The following is a 15,049-nucleotide window of genomic DNA, read 5'->3' on the forward strand; positions in this document are numbered from 1 at the left end:
AGGGTCAAACTCCCGCGAAGTAGCGAATGCCGATCAGTATGATCATGCCAAAAACACCGGCAAGGATGTCATCAAGCATGATACCAAAACCGCCACTGATCCGGCGGTCAATCCAGCGGATCGGCCAGGGTTTCAGAATGTCGAAAATCCTGAACATGACAAAAGCCGCGGCAAGCCAGGCAAGATCGGCAAACCCGTTACCCAGGGGTACAACAAGAATGCAAAGCCATTGCCCCGCAACCTCGTCGATAACAATTTCGCCAGGATCGTGAACACCGATCATTTCGCTGTATTTATGCGCAATCGGAATCCCGGCGACAAAGACGATGACAATCCCGGCCAAAAGGGCAGGATATCCCAAAAGGACGGCAATGGCCCAGCCAACGGGAACCGCGGCGAGTGATCCCATCGTGCCGGGGGCCTTGGTGGTTCGTCCGCTGTAAAACCATGTCGCGGCACAGGTCAGCATGAATTGGGATAAACGCATGTTTTGAACGCTGGTGATTGTATCGGAAGACCATTGAGTAACATATTGATGTGCAAAGCAGATGAATTTTTTGCCTTTAAGGATGTGTTAACGTGCTTGCCTGTCTTCGCGCTAACAGGTAGCGTAAAGAAAATAGATATTCAGCCGGGGTCTGAAAAAAAACTGGTTGTGCGTCGATTTCATATCGAACGGGCAATTTTGGGCAAATAGGGGTTAGACACTGAATATGTCGGCGTTGGAACGCGCGCGTCGCCTGTTGGAAAAATGGTTTCCGGATCGGCAGATACTTATCCGATCCAATGATTCCGTTTCCCAGCTACGTCTCGGTAAATACGCTCAGCTAATGCTGGCATCAATCGGGGTGATTGCGATCACATGGTCGGTCGGGGTATCGGGTTATTCCTGGTATCTTGACCAGCGGCTTGCCGCGCGCGAAGAACAGCTGTTTCGCAGTGAGCTTTCCTACAACCAACTGATCGCTCGGGTGACGGAGAGTCAGCGCCGTTTTGGCGAGATCACGTCACAAATGGAAGATACCCATCGCAATCTTCTGTCGATGGCTGAAAAGAATTTGATGCTGCAGGCGCGGGTTCAGGATTACACCTCGAAGCTGGCTGTCAGTGAAAAGGAAAAGGTCCGGATTTCCGCGTTGCGGACATCAATGGATAACCAGATGAACGCGCTGCAGACCCAGATTGACGGTATTACCAACCGCAATCTTGCCCTGCGCGATGAACTGGAAACGGTTGAAACGGTTATGTCACGTGTGATGCGTGAACGTGATCAGGCCATGCAGCGTTCGAAAAAACTGCAATCGGAACTTGGTGAAGCACGTCAGCGTATTGCCGATCTGCACACCATCCAGAAGCAGGCGATGCAGCGCGTGGCGGAAACCGCAGACAGCACCATTCTGGAACTGGAATCTGTTCTTGAGATGACCGGTCTTACGGTTGACGAGGTCATAACACCGCCGATGAAGCCGCAGGCGCCGGGAAGTGCCGAAGTTGTCGGTGGTGTTGGCGGACCGTTCGTGGCGTTCGAGCCCGAGCATCCCGAGGACGAACAGTTTGTAAATGCCGCACTTGCCGTCGGGGATCGTATGGATCAGCTGGTAAGTCTGCATGACCGAATTAAAAGAACCCCGTTGGGGGAGCCTGCGGATTCCTATTACCTTTCCAGTCCTTTTGGGAAGCGCAAGGACCCGATCAACGGCAAATGGGCTTTTCATTCCGGTGTTGATCTTGCCGGGCCCATGAAGACACCAATCCACGCGACGGCCCCCGGAAAGGTGGTGTTCGCCGGATGGAGCGGAAAATACGGGAAGATGGTTGAAATTGACCATGGTGACGGCCTTCGAACCCGTTTCGGACATCTATACAAGGTCCTCGTCAAGAAGGGCGACGAAGTGAATTTAAAGGGCAAAATCGCATTGATGGGAAGTACTGGCCGCAGTACCGGAAGCCACGTGCACTATGAAGTTCTGGTTCACGACAAGCCGGTAGACCCCATCAAGTTCATTGAGGCGGGACATTATGTTTTCAAAAACGAGCAAGACACAGCAGGGAACGAATAGTTCCCATAATTCGGCTTCCGAGAAAAAAGGCGGCCTGTCGATTATCAATTCCGACCTTCGGGTTACTGGCGACCTGATTTCTGAATCTGACGTTCAGGTCGACGGGTTTGTGAATGGCGACATTCGCACGCGCAATCTTACTATCGGCCAGCATGGCGAAGTGCGCGGCGAGATCGTTGCCGAAAAAGTCCGCATATGCGGTTCCGTCACCGGCCAGGTTCGCGCCCGTGATGTTTCATTGGCAGAAACAGCCCGTATGCTGGGTGATATTCTTCATGAAAGCCTGTCGATTGAGCCGGGCGCCCATATTGAAGGCCATTGCCGTCGTATTGAAGGTGCCGTTGAAGAGGGCGGTCTTACCGTCATTCAGGCAGGCCAGATCGTTGCGGCGAACGTGAAAAAAGAACACAAACAATAAACATCGCTGCTGGTGATCTTTCACCGATGCCAGCAAAAAGAAAAACCCGGAAAAGCGATATGCCGCTTTTCCGGGTTTTCTTTATCCGACCTGATTATGTCCGGGGGCTTATGCTTTCTCCGGTTGTGCGACCAGTGGCAACAATTCGTCCAACCCTTTTAGAACCACGTCTGCGCTATGCGACAGGCGTTCCATCGGTTGCTGTGTGCGGTTGATCCATGCCGTCCGGAAGCCGAAATGCCCGGCACCGGCAATATCCCAGCCGTTCGATGACTGGAACGATATTTCAGCTGGGGAAAGTTCCAGCTGATCGACGGCAAGCTGATAAACATCGGGGTGCGGTTTGTAGGTTTTAAGGTCGTCGACACAAATGATCTGATCAAACAGTGCCAGAATACCGGACGATTTGGCCGCCGATATCAGCATATGTTTGGCTCCATTTGACAGAATCGCCAGTTTATGACCCTGCGATTTAAGCGTCTTCAGTGTTTCGACGACTTCGGGGAATGTATCAAGCGACAGATAGGTTTCCATCAGCTTTGCCCGAAGGGCAGGGTCTTTTTTACCGATTGCCGCCATGGCGTAATCAAGGGCGTCGCCCGTGACGCTCCAGAAATCGGTGAAGTCACCCATCAGACTGCGCAACCACGTATATTCAAGCTGCTTTTGGCGCCAGATGCTTGATAGCCGGTCTGCTTCATCGCCAATCGTTCCCTTGAACCGGTTCACTGCCGATCCAACGTCGAAAAGGGTACCATAGGCATCGAAAACGAATGCGCGGCAGGACGTAAGTGCATTTTCTGACATTTTCTCTGGCCTCATCTGTCGGACAGGGTTCGATCAAATATGGTGTTATCTTTACCAAACCGCAAACGTCAAGTTAACGCCGTTCTATGCGGCCGGCTCCACAAGATCATTGGGAATCTGATGGTGCTTCTTCCTGTTGACCCATGGCGATTTCATCACGTGCGAAGCGGCGGCGATAGACATAGGTGCCTTCCATAACCCGCTGAACGTAATTGCGTGTTTCGCTATAGGGAATCATTTCAATCCAGTCGACGGGATCAACATCTGCATCCCGCGGATCACCATATTCGGCAATCCACTGACGAACGCGGCTTGGACCAGCATTATAGCTGGCGATGGTCAGGATTTCCTCGCCATCCCAACGGTCCAGCAGGCGTGTCAGATATTCCCGCCCGAGCGAGATGTTAAATCCCGGGTCACTTGTCAGGCGTGATGTTTCGTAATCCAGTTTAAGATCCTTGGCCATGCGTTCTGCGGTTGCCGGCATCAACTGCATCAGGCCCCGTGCTCCGGCAGACGATACGGCTTCGGGGTTAAACAGGCTTTCCTGACGCATGATTGCATGAACCAGTGCCGGGTCGGGATTATGACCAAGGGGCACCTGTTCATGAACGGGGTAGGCAGCGTCAAGATAGCCGCTGCCAGTGCGGATGCTGCGCTTGGCGGCGATAATCGCAAGGTCGGCACGCCCGTATTCGCGCGCAAGATCGGTTGCCATTGCAAGATACTCGGGTTCGTCATGCGCATAGACAAGTGCCATGACAAACGGGCGAATGATATTGCCAAGCCCCATCTCGCCGAGCTTGCGGGTTACCTGTGTCAGTTCCTGTGATTCGAAATCGGCACGTTGCTGTTCTGTCGGGATCGGTTGTTCGACAGAGTAGCTTGGTTTGACGCCCAATGCGTCAATTGCCAGCTGACCATAGAAAGTATGGGCATGGTCGGCGGCAAGTTTGTACCATTCGCGCGCCTTGTCCTTGTCACCAATCGCATCATTGGCGCGACCCGCCCAATAGGCACCGCGCGCCTGGCTGATCGGGTATTGCACCACGTCATACAGGTTCTGGAAATGGGTCAGGGCAATGCGCGCATCGCCCAGGAATTCCAGCGCGATCCAGCCGGCAAACCATTCGGCTTCGGCAATATCACCGGCATCGCTTTGGCCATGGTTGGCAACCAGACGATAGGCATCGGTAATGTGGCCTTTCTGAAGCGCACGACGGGCCAGAATGGCCTTTTCGATCCACCAGTATTGCGGGCGGATCGATATATAGGCGAGGTCATTGGCCTGCGAGAGCAGCAAATCACGTGCTTCCTGATCGCGGTCCTTGATCCGGCGCCAGCGAACGCGTTCATAGATGAGGCCCGGATCGTTCTGATATTTCTTTGGGACACGGTTGATTGCGCCGTCAACACCGGGGTCGAGCGACCGCAGGGCTGCACGTGCCTTGGCCAGCAAAAGATAATCCTTGCTGACATATTTTTCAGTGCGGCTCGCCGGTCCAAGACGGCCTTCCCATAGAAGACGGTCAAGACGCTGCTGATGGGTTTCCTGATCAATATATTTGCCGTAACGATCCAGAAAACGTTTTTCCTGACCGGTTCCGAAATTCTCGTGTACCCAACTGTTGCGGATCAAAGTGGTCGCAGCGTCGGTTTCGCCAGACGCGAGAAGGGCCTTTATCTGCCGGGTGGCACCATCTGCCGTAACCGGCGCAGACCGCTTGAACCATGCCAGCACCACATCGTTGGGTACGGCATCTGTCATGGCTTCTTCGGCGCGCTGACGCAGAAGAGACTGACTGGGCCATTTCGGGTTGGCATCAATGAAATTTGTGATTTCTTCGAAGCTGCGACCGGAATTCGGGCTGATCAGCCACATCCATTCACTGGCTTTTTGCAGCAGCGGGTCATCAAAGTTCGGAAGAAGTTTTTCGAATGTTTTTGTGCGGCCGTCTTCCAGCGCATCAAGAAACACATTAAGCCGCGCACGGCTGACAGATGAGAATGCCGGTGACGGCGGCAGTTCTGTCAGAATGTTTTCATCCTGACCTGCTGCATATGCCTTATCGCCAATCGGCGCCAGAAAAGTGATTACACCGAGTGCCAATGCGCAGATCGAAACACCACGGAAAGACGCATGCGCCATTTAAATTTCCCCTTTTGCCTTGCGGCAGGTAATGCGCTCCAGACACCCTTATTATGGCAGTGAAACAGCCAATTGCCAATCGGTCGTGAGAGGAAAGAGTAACCTTGATCAAACAAGGCGCGCTTTAATGTATACAGACGCTTGCGGGATGCCTTAACAGCCGCTATTTTCGCGTCGCTTTCAATCCACGATAAGATTTGGAGATATCGATGTTTAAGGGTTCGATTACCGCTTTGATTACACCGTTCACACAGGATGGTGCAATCGATGAGAAAGCGTTCCAGTCGTTTGTGGATTGGCAGCTTAAACAGGGCACGACCGGTGTTGTGCCGGTCGGAACCACAGGTGAATCGCCGACTTTGAGCCATGCGGAACACCACCGCGTTGTTGAACTGGCACTTGAAGTTGCCAAGGGCCGCGGCCCGGTTATTGCCGGAACCGGTTCAAATTCGACCGCCGAAGCGATTTCGCTGACCCGCCATGCCCAGAATGCCGGGGCGGATGCGGCACTTGTGGTGACGCCTTATTATAACAAGCCCGGTCAGCGCGGTCTTTATGCGCATTACAAGGCGATCCATGACGCGACCGACATTCCGATCGTGATCTACAACATTCCGGGCCGCTCGGTCGTGGACATGTCTGTTGATACGATGGCGCAGCTTTCGAAGCTGCCGCGTATCGTCGGGGTAAAAGACGCGACCAGCGATCTGGAACGTCCGGCATTGACGCGTTTGGCGGCAGGGGCGGATTTCTGCCAGCTATCGGGCGAAGATGGCACCATCGTTCCGTTCCTGGCACAGGGTGGTCATGGCTGTATTTCGGTCACGTCCAACATCGCACCGAAGCTTTGCGCGGAATTGCATACCGCATGGGCGGCCGGGAACATCGCCAAGGTTCAGGAGTTGAATTATCGACTTCTGCCGGTTCACAAGGCGATGTTCTGCGAAACCAGCCCGGGGCCGGTCAAATACGCAGCCGAGCTTCTTGGCCTTTGCGGCAGCCACATGCGTTTGCCGATGGTCGAGATTACCGAAGAATCCAAGCAGCGTGTCGAAACCGCGCTGCGCAATGCCGGAATTTTGTCCTAAGGGATTAATTTCGGCCTACAAGTTGTTGTAATGGCACCGAAAAAAGAAGACAGCAATAACAAGGTCGTCGCGCAAAACAGGCGGGCCCGTTTCGATTTTTTCCTGACGGAAACTTTTGAAGCCGGGGTCGCCCTGCGCGGGACCGAGGTCAAATCGCTTCGTGACGGCAAGGGGAACATTCAGGAATCCTATGCCGAAGAAAAGAACGGCGAGATCTGGCTGATTAATGCCTATATCCCGGAATATCAAAGCAAGATGCCGTTCGGCCATGAAGAACGCCGACCGCGCAAACTGCTTTTGCATAAACGTGAAATCACGAAAATGAGCGACGCCCTGAACAAAAAGGGGTTCACCCTTGTTCCGGTAAAGCTTTATTTCAATGACCGCGGCATCGCCAAGCTTGAACTGGCGATTGCAGAAGGCAAGAAAAAGGCTGACAAGCGCGAAGCGGTCAAGGAACGTGACTGGCAGCGTGACAAGGCCCGGATCATGCGGGATTTCGGATAATAGTCCTGCCTCGCAAGCATGTGTATTGCTTGCCAATGGCGATAGAATGCATAAATGGCGCAGACATGGTGAACATGACTGCGCCATTTTTCGTATGATGTGGTCAGGGAGGATGATGAATGGCTGATGGTTTCAGTGGCAAGATCAAGGAAAAGCTGATCGAAGCGAAACAGAAATGGGCGGAAAACGGCCGTCTTTTGACGGGGCAGGCCGATCATGCCCATGAAAATCGCCTGCCACCCGGCCAGCGCGAGGTCAAAGACTGGCCGGTGCTTGATCTTGGCATCACGCCGCATGTCGGAACGGATGACTTTCGCCTAACGATTGACGGCGAGGTTGAAAACCCGGTTACGCTTGATTTCGGCCAGTTACTTGATCTGCCGCCCTTTATCGCCAAGAACGATATTCATTGTGTTACCAGTTGGTCGCGTTACGACAATCACTGGCAGGGTGTGTCTGCCTTGTCGCTTGCCGATCTGGTAAAACCGACATCAGATGCCCGTCATGTACTTTTCACCGCCCACGACGGTTATACGACCAATGTGCGGATTGATCAGTTTCTCGATGATGATGTTTTACTTGCCCATCATTGGGAAGATGCGCCACTGACCGAGGAACATGGCGGCCCGGTTCGCGTGATCATCCCCAAGCTGTATTTCTGGAAAAGTGCCAAATGGGTGAAGCAGATAACATTTTCCAAAACCGACAAACCTGGATTTTGGGAAGTACGTGGCTATCACAATAATGCCGATCCATGGACGGAAGAGCGATATGGCTAGGAAAACCGGAACTTTAGGAAACCAAATGCGGATTTTGTTGAAGACCGGTTTGTACGGCTTCATTTGCCTGATGATTGGAAACTCTGCCATGGCCAGCGATAAAGCGATGAATGCTCACGATTTTTCATTCCCATCAATTGACGGGGGCGAAATCAATCTTGCGGATTATCGCGGCAAGGCGGTTCTGGTCGTCAATACGGCGTCGATGTGTGGTTACACCCCGCAATATACCGGGCTTCAGGCGCTATGGTCGGACTATCGGGCGGATGGATTGGTTGTTCTGGGTGTTCCATCGGGTGATTTTGGCGGGCAGGAATATGCCGATGACAGTGAAATCAAGGATTTCTGCACCGTCAATTTTGATGTCGATTTCCCGATGACCACCAAACAGTCGGTTCGTGGAGACGATGCGCATCCGTTCTTTAAATGGGCGGAGGCGGAACTTGGCAGCGATCAGGCCCCGAAATGGAACTTCCACAAATATCTGGTCGATCCGAACGGCAATCTGGTTGCCAGTTTTGCCACCCGGATCAAGCCGGAAGATGATGCGGTTGTGAGCGCAATCAAGGAAGCACTGGCTGGGGCTTGATGCCGGTCCGGATCAGCGCCGTCCATCCATGACATCAAGGAAAACAAGACCATACTGGTCCAGTTTCTTGACGCCGACACCATTGATCGATGCCATATCCTGCAATGTGCGCGGTTTGAACCGCACCATTTCCCAAAGCGTTCTGTCACTGAAAATGACATAGGGCGGGACATTCTGGCTGCTGGCAAGTTCGCGGCGCAGGTTGCGCAGGCGTTCCCACAGATCGCGGTCTTCCTCGCTCTCGAACTCGGTATCGAAATCACGCAGCCGCTTGGTCATGGCACGTTTGCTTTCGCCCGGATCCTTGCGCATTTCAACGATTTTCTCGCCGCGCAGGACAGGACGGGATTCCTCGGTCAGGTAAACACCACCATGGCCTTCGACATCAACCTGAAGATAGCCCATCGCAAGCAATTGGCGGAAAACAGATCGCCATTGCGGCTGGGAAACATCCTTGCCGATACCATAGACGGAAAGATCGTCATGATTGTTCTGACGTATTTTCTCGGTTTTACGTCCCATCAGGACTTCGATGATGTGGGCCGGACCGAACCGCTGTCCGGTACGATAGACCGCTGAGAGTGCCTTGCGGGATGCATCGGTTGCGTCCCAGGTATCAACCGGCTCAAGACAGGTATCGCAATTGCCGCAGGGTTTTGCGTCTTCCTCACCGAAATAGGACAAAATGACCTGGCGACGGCATTTTGTGGTTTCGGCAAGGCCGACCAAGGCGTCAAGCTTGCGGCTTTCAATGCGCTTCTGACTGTCAGGTGCATCAGATGATGCCAGCATGGAGCGGATGGAAACGATATCGGACAGATCGTAATTCATCCATGCATTGGCCGGAAGGCCATCTCGGCCCGCACGGCCGGTTTCCTGATAATAGGCTTCCATGCTTTTGGGCAGGTTCAGATGGGCGACAAAGCGGACATTCGGCTTGTCGATCCCCATGCCAAAGGCAACTGTTGCGCAAATGATCAGGCCGTCTTCGCGCAGGAACCTGTCCTGATGAAGCTGTCTTGTTTCCTGTGTCAGTCCGGCGTGATAGGGCAAGGCGGGGCGCCCGTTATCGGTCAGCCATTGGGCAACGTCTTCTGTCTTGCGGCGAGACAGGCAATAGACGATGCCGGCATCTTCGGGATGTTCCCGGTTCAGGAACGACAGAAGGCGCTGTTTTGAATTGCCCTTTGTTTCGATCCGGTAGGTGATATTGGGTCGGTCAAAACCGGTCAGAAAACATTGCGCATTCGTCAGATGCAGGTTTTCGGCAATGTCCTTGCGGGTCGGGGTATCTGCCGTTGCGGTCAGGGCAACACGCGGCACATGCGGGAAACGCGTTGGCAGCAGATCAAGCCTGCGATATTCCGGCCGGAAATCATGCCCCCACTGCGAAACGCAATGGGCTTCGTCAATCGCGAACAGTGATATGCTGATCCGGTCAAGAAGGTTGAGAAAACGATCCGTCGCAAACCGTTCAGGTGCCACGTAAAGCAGATCAATATCGCCATCAACCGCACGGGTTTCTATTTCGCGTGCAGCTTCGGGCGTAAGTGTTGAATTTATAAAGGCCGCCTTGACGCCAAGCTGGCTTAGCGCGTCGACCTGATCCTTCATCAGCGCAATCAGTGGTGACACAACAACGGCGGTTCCGGGCCGACACAGGGCGGGAATCTGATAACACAGGGATTTGCCACCACCCGTTGGCATCAGAACCAGTGCATCGTTGCCGGCAATCACATGGTCGATGATTTCGGCCTGCTGGCCACGGAAACTGTCATAGCCGAATACTTCGCGCAGAACGTCAATCGGCAGACGTTGCATGGGTCGGTCGAGCAGGTCGGGTAGTGGTGCTGTATCAGGCAATTTAACGGTCCAGATGTGCGCGGATATCGGCAAAGACGTTTTCAAACATCTCCGGCGTCAGGCGATAGGTCTGGGTGTTGTAGCGCGAACAGTGATAGCTATCAAACAGTGTGATGCCATTTTCCATTTGATGGGATGCACCATGACCGAATTTCAGGGATGAAAGCTTCAGGCCAAAGGTGCGCAACATGGCCTGATGGGCAACCTGTCCAAGGCACAGAATGGCCGAAAGGTTTTTCATCGCGCCAAATTCGCTGATCAGGAAGGGACGGCAGGTATTGGCTTCGGGGCCTGTCGGCTTGTTTTCCGGCGGCACGCATTTGACGGCATTGGTGATCCGGCAATCAATCAGTTCAAGTCCGTCATCCGGACGTTTTGCATAGGTGCCCTTGGCAAAACCGAATTTCCTGAGTGTGTCATAAAGAAGATCACCGGCGTAATCGCCGGTAAACGGGCGACCGGTTGCATTCGCCCCCTTTAAGCCCGGGGCAAGTCCAACGACGAGCAGGCGGGCATCAATGGGCCCGAACGGGCGGACCGGACCGTTATAGAAATCGGGAAATTTTGCCTGATTGGCACGACGAAAATCAACAAGGCGCGGGCAAAGTTGGCAGTCCCTGTCGGGTTGAAGGTAGGTGGTCATGGCGTGTCCGACAGTTTGCCGGGCGCAATTTGCTCTGCGCCCGGTCATTTGATCAACAAAAGAGGAGATTAATCGAAATCAATTTCATCAAGATCGGGATGTTGCGGGTGATCGTCAAAATCCGGATGGTCATCTTCGCGACGTTGCTGAACCTTGCGGGCGATTGTGCCTTCCAGTTCGGTCAGCTCGATAAAGTTGTCGGCCTGACGACGCAGTTCGTCGGCAACCATCGGGGGATTCGATTTGACGGTCGATACAACGGTAACGCGAACACCTTTGCGCTGAACCGCGTCGACAAGACGGCGGAAATCGCCATCGCCCGAGAAAATGACAACATGATCAAGATGCTGGGCCATTTCCATGACATCGATCGCAAGCTCGATATCCATGTTGCCCTTGATTTTCCGGCGACCGGCGGCATCGGTGAATTCCTTGGTCGGTTTGGTGACCATGGTGTAGCCATTATAGTCAAGCCAGTCGACCAGCGGACGGATGGGGGAGTATTCCTGATCTTCGATCAGCGCGGTGTAGTAGAAGGCACGGATCAGTTGACCCTTTTGTGCAAAAAGATCCAGCAAGCGTTTGTAATCTATGTCGAAACCAAGTGCTCTGGCCGCGGCATAAAGGTTCGAGCCGTCAATGAACAGCCCGATGCGTTCCTGCGGGTAAAAAATCATCTGAAAATTCCTCAAACATAGCTTTTTAATAATGCCGTTTCCGAAATTCGGGAAACGCCGACTTTTTTTACCGTGCAACTGCACACAAAGAAAGGGCGAAAATATCGTGGACACAACGGGATCGCTTCCGTAGTTATGCGCCAGCATCCCCGCAAATGATGTGCAACAGCCCGTTTCGTGAGCAAGCCGACCATGAACAACGATACTGCCCGTAATGACAAGGTGATCCTGATCGCCTTTGGCGCCAATCTTCCTACCGAGGAATATGGGGCGCCTGCCGATACATTGAAAGCGGCCCTTAAACGATTGGCGGAGGATGGCGACATTTCTGTGGCAAATGTATCCCCGTTCTACGAGACCGCCCCGGTTCCCGTGTCGGATCAGCCCTGGTATGTCAATGGTGTCGCCCGGCTTGAAACCGGTTTGAGCGCGCATGATCTTCTGGCGCGTTTACACAAGGTTGAGGCCGAGTTTGGCCGCGTTCGGCGCGAAAGAAACGAGGCGCGTGCCATCGATCTTGATCTGATTGCCTATGGTGATGATCTGGTGATCGAGCAGGGGGGTATTCAGGTGCCCCATCCACGCATGCATCAACGGGCGTTCGTTCTGCTGCCGCTTCGCGATATCGTTCCGAACTGGCAGCATCCGCAGCTTTGTCAGTCGATAGATGATTTGATCGGGGCACTTCCGGCGGATCAGGAAATTCGCAAACAATCCTGATATGCGTAAAGAACCGCTAAAAACCTTCCCATCCGGACGGCTTCGCTGTTGCAACAATCCAAATGCGACGCTATAAAGTCCGGTCTGGACACCCCAAAAGTATTTCTGGAGACATTTATGGCGCGCGTTACCGTCGAAGATTGCGTTGAAAAGATTCCGAACCGCTTCGAGCTCGTGATGCTGGCAGCTCAGCGTGCACGCAACATCTCGGCCGGTGCCGAACTGACCATTGATCGTGACAACGACAAGAACCCGGTTGTTGCCCTGCGCGAAATTGCAGAACAGACCGTTGATTATGACGATCTGCGCAATGGCATGGTTTCCGGCTTGCAGCGGCATGTGGAATCCGATGAGCCTGAAGAAGCCGAAGACGATTTTGGTCCGAAGCTGATGGCAGAGGCAATTGAAGATGCTTCGGTTGGCGTGACCATCCCGTCCGCTGACGAAGACGAATAAGGTCAAGTAACCTTGTTCTGAGACAGCTTTCAAAAGAAAAGCCACGGTGATTATCTTCCGTGGCTTTTTTTTATCCAAATCGTACTATCTTATGAAGGGGTATGGATTTAGCCCCGTCAGACGAATACGGAGAAGCCACTGAATGATGCGCCAATACGAACTTGTGGAACGGGTTAAGGCCTATGATCCGGATGCATGCGAAACGTCGCTGAACCGGGCATATGTCTATGCTACCCAAAAACACGGTTCACAGAAGCGCGCCAATGGGGACCCGTATTTTTCCCATCCGATCGAAGTCGCCGGTATTCTGACGAACTACAAACTTGATTGCGACACGATCATCACGGCACTGTTGCACGACACCATCGAAGACACCGACGCAACACCGCAGGAAATTACCAAGCTGTTTGGCAGCAACATCATGAAGCTGGTCGATGGTGTGACCAAGCTGACCCAGATCGAGCTTAAATCTGCCGACTCAAAGCAGGCAGAGAATTTCCGCAAACTGTTGCTGGCAATGTCCGAGGACATCCGGGTTCTGCTGGTAAAGCTTGCCGACCGTTTGCATAACATGCGCACGCTGCATTACATCCCGAAACCGGAGAAGCGGGTGCGGATTGCCGCCGAAACGCTCGAGATTTATGCGCCGCTTGCCGAACGCATCGGTATGCATGACATCAAGGAAGAACTTGAAGACCTTGCCTTCCAGCATATCAATCAGGAAGCACGTGATTCGATCCGTGCCCGCCTGGAGTTCCTGCGCGAGAAGGACGACAATGTCGTCAACCGCATTGTCAGCGAGCTGAAAGAAGTCATCAGCCGTCAGGGGCTGTCGGTCGATATTTACGGGCGTGAAAAGCGTCCTTATTCGATCTGGCAGAAGATGCAGCGCAAGAACATCACCTTTGGTGAACTGTCCGATATCATGGCGTTCCGTGTTCTGGTCGAGGACATGCCGCAATGCTACGAGGTTCTTGGCTATCTGCATGCCAACTACAAGGTCGTGCCGGGCCGGTTCAAGGATTACATATCGACCCCCAAGCCGAACGGCTACCGATCCATTCATACCACCGTACTTGGCCCGGAAAATCATCGCATCGAGGTGCAGATACGCACCCGGCAGATGCACGAGGTCAACGAAAACGGTGTGGCTGCACACTGGGCCTATAAACAGGGCAGCGGGGATGAAAACAAGGAAGGCGTTCAGTATCGCTGGCTGCGCGATCTGCTTGATATCCTTGAACATGCCTCAGAACCCGAAGAATTCCTTGAACATACCAAGCTTGCGATGTTCCAGGATCAGGTGTTCTGTTTCAGCCCGAAAGGCGATGTGATTGCATTGCCGGCTGGTGCCACGCCTGTCGACTTTGCCTATATGATCCATACCCATATTGGCGACACCTGTGTCGGGGCAAAAGTGAACGGCGCGATGGTACCGTTGCGCACGACCCTGAATAATGGTGATCAGGTCGAAATCGTAACCTCGAAGGCGCAGACACCGAATCCCACATGGGAACGGTTTGTAGCGACCGGCAAGGCGCGCGCGCGTATCCGCCGTTTCATCCGCCAGCAGCAGGAAGACCAGTACAAGGATCTGGGAAAGGCCATTCTGCAAAAGGCCTTCCGGCAGGAAGGTTACGATTATTCCGACAAGGCAATCGATGGTGTCCTGAAGATCTTCAAACTGCCAAGTGTCGATACGCTTCTGGCGTCAGTCGGGGCAGGGCACCATACGGGCCGCGAGATTGTTCATGCGGTTTTCCCGGGCACGAAAGATGTCGAAACCGCGCGCAAGGTCGTGCCGCTGGAACGTGCGCGCAACCGCAAACATGACCACGCCATTCCGCTTAAGGGGCTGATCCCGGGCATGGCTGTTCACTATGCCGGGTGCTGCCATCCGCTTCCGGGGGACCGGATTGTCGGCATCGTTACGACCGGCAAGGGTGTCACGATCCATACAATTGATTGCGATACGCTTGAAACCTTTACCGAGCAGCCGGAACGCTGGCTTGACGTTGGCTGGGACAATGATGGCGAGCCGGAACATTTCATCGGGCGCCTTGGTCTGACTGTCGGGCATGAGCAGGGGGCGCTGAGTTCAATTACCAGCGTGATTGCCAAGAACCACGGCAACATCACCAACCTTCGCTTTACCAACCGCACGCAGGATTTCTTTGAAATGCTGATCGATATTGACGTGGTTGACGTCAAACATCTGACCAACATCATCGCGGCATTGCGCGCGACACCTGTGGTCAACACCGTTGAGCGTGCACGCGGATGAAACAGGATT

General features: G+C 53.5%; 15 protein-coding genes. 9 read left to right on the forward strand and 6 right to left on the reverse strand.

The features are described from left to right. Positions 1-4: 4 nt before the first annotated feature. A complete protein-coding gene (locus tag J7395_RS14605) occupies positions 5-487 on the reverse strand; it encodes a phosphatidylglycerophosphatase A (protein WP_062961487.1) in 483 nt (160 codons plus the stop codon). 226 nt (positions 488-713) lie between these two features. Here J7395_RS14605 and J7395_RS14610 point away from each other — a divergent pair, with 226 nt between their 5' ends. Beyond that, positions 714-2,060, forward strand: a complete 1,347-nt coding sequence (locus J7395_RS14610) for a M23 family metallopeptidase (RefSeq protein WP_209221995.1) — start codon at positions 714-716, stop codon at positions 2,058-2,060. After that, a complete protein-coding gene (locus J7395_RS14615) occupies positions 2,020-2,478 on the forward strand; it encodes a polymer-forming cytoskeletal protein (protein ID WP_062948676.1) in 459 nt (152 codons plus the stop codon). The genes J7395_RS14610 and J7395_RS14615 overlap by 41 nt, the downstream gene beginning before the upstream one ends. A gap of 108 nt (positions 2,479-2,586) precedes the next feature. Here the strand turns inward: J7395_RS14615 and J7395_RS14620 are convergent, their stop codons facing one another. Together J7395_RS14620 and J7395_RS14625 are read right to left on the reverse strand one after the other, a co-directional pair. Then, positions 2,587-3,285, reverse strand: a complete 699-nt coding sequence (locus tag J7395_RS14620) for a haloacid dehalogenase type II (RefSeq protein ID WP_062961490.1) — start codon at positions 3,283-3,285, stop codon at positions 2,587-2,589. A gap of 106 nt (positions 3,286-3,391) precedes the next feature. Next, complete coding sequence (locus tag J7395_RS14625) at positions 3,392-5,434, reverse strand: lytic transglycosylase domain-containing protein (RefSeq protein ID WP_209221997.1); 2,043 nt, start codon at positions 5,432-5,434, stop codon at positions 3,392-3,394. Between the two features lie 209 nt (positions 5,435-5,643). On the opposite strand from J7395_RS14625, the gene dapA reads away from it, so the two are divergent. The 4 genes from dapA to J7395_RS14645 all read left to right on the forward strand — a co-directional run bounded on the left by dapA (position 5,644) and on the right by J7395_RS14645 (position 8,397). Further along, the gene (dapA, locus tag J7395_RS14630) at positions 5,644-6,522 is read left to right on the forward strand and encodes a 4-hydroxy-tetrahydrodipicolinate synthase (protein WP_062948682.1); all 879 of its coding nucleotides are present in this window, start codon (positions 5,644-5,646) and stop codon (positions 6,520-6,522) included. Positions 6,523-6,552: 30 nt separating this feature from the next. Next, positions 6,553-7,029, forward strand: coding sequence for an SsrA-binding protein SmpB (gene smpB, locus J7395_RS14635; RefSeq protein ID WP_007089481.1), 477 nt, complete (start codon positions 6,553-6,555; stop codon positions 7,027-7,029). A 119-nt stretch (positions 7,030-7,148) separates the two neighbouring features. Further along, on the forward strand, positions 7,149-7,808 hold the full coding sequence (locus tag J7395_RS14640; RefSeq protein WP_209221999.1) for a sulfite oxidase-like oxidoreductase: 660 nt from the start codon (positions 7,149-7,151) through the stop codon (positions 7,806-7,808). A gap of 88 nt (positions 7,809-7,896) precedes the next feature. Then, complete coding sequence (locus tag J7395_RS14645; RefSeq protein ID WP_247742191.1) at positions 7,897-8,397, forward strand: glutathione peroxidase; 501 nt, start codon at positions 7,897-7,899, stop codon at positions 8,395-8,397. Between the two features lie 12 nt (positions 8,398-8,409). On the opposite strand, the gene recQ is transcribed toward J7395_RS14645, so the two are convergent. The 3 genes from recQ to J7395_RS14660 form a co-directional block, all read right to left on the reverse strand. Beyond that, complete coding sequence (gene recQ / locus J7395_RS14650; RefSeq protein WP_209222550.1) at positions 8,410-10,218, reverse strand: DNA helicase RecQ; 1,809 nt, start codon at positions 10,216-10,218, stop codon at positions 8,410-8,412. A gap of 43 nt (positions 10,219-10,261) precedes the next feature. Next, a complete protein-coding gene (locus J7395_RS14655) occupies positions 10,262-10,903 on the reverse strand; it encodes a uracil-DNA glycosylase (protein WP_097050202.1) in 642 nt (213 codons plus the stop codon). Between the two features lie 68 nt (positions 10,904-10,971). Then, positions 10,972-11,580 (reverse strand): NYN domain-containing protein, encoded by a 609-nt coding sequence (locus tag J7395_RS14660; protein ID WP_062948692.1) that lies wholly within the window; start codon positions 11,578-11,580, stop codon positions 10,972-10,974. 192 nt (positions 11,581-11,772) lie between these two features. Between J7395_RS14660 and folK the strand changes: the two genes are divergently transcribed. The 3 genes from folK to J7395_RS14675 all read left to right on the forward strand — a co-directional run bounded on the left by folK (position 11,773) and on the right by J7395_RS14675 (position 15,040). Continuing rightward, entirely contained in the window at positions 11,773-12,300 is a 528-nt protein-coding gene (gene folK / locus J7395_RS14665; protein ID WP_209222003.1) for a 2-amino-4-hydroxy-6-hydroxymethyldihydropteridine diphosphokinase, read from the forward strand. Positions 12,301-12,417: 117 nt separating this feature from the next. Then, positions 12,418-12,756 (forward strand): DNA-directed RNA polymerase subunit omega, encoded by a 339-nt coding sequence (gene rpoZ, locus J7395_RS14670; RefSeq protein ID WP_062948696.1) that lies wholly within the window; start codon positions 12,418-12,420, stop codon positions 12,754-12,756. A 142-nt stretch (positions 12,757-12,898) separates the two neighbouring features. After that, a complete protein-coding gene (locus J7395_RS14675; protein WP_062948698.1) occupies positions 12,899-15,040 on the forward strand; it encodes a bifunctional (p)ppGpp synthetase/guanosine-3',5'-bis(diphosphate) 3'-pyrophosphohydrolase in 2,142 nt (713 codons plus the stop codon). Positions 15,041-15,049 lie beyond the last annotated feature (9 nt).

The organism is Thalassospira sp. A3_1 (assembly GCF_017744215.1).
In the GTDB taxonomy this organism is placed as follows: Bacteria; Pseudomonadota; Alphaproteobacteria; order Rhodospirillales; family Thalassospiraceae; genus Thalassospira; species Thalassospira lucentensis_A.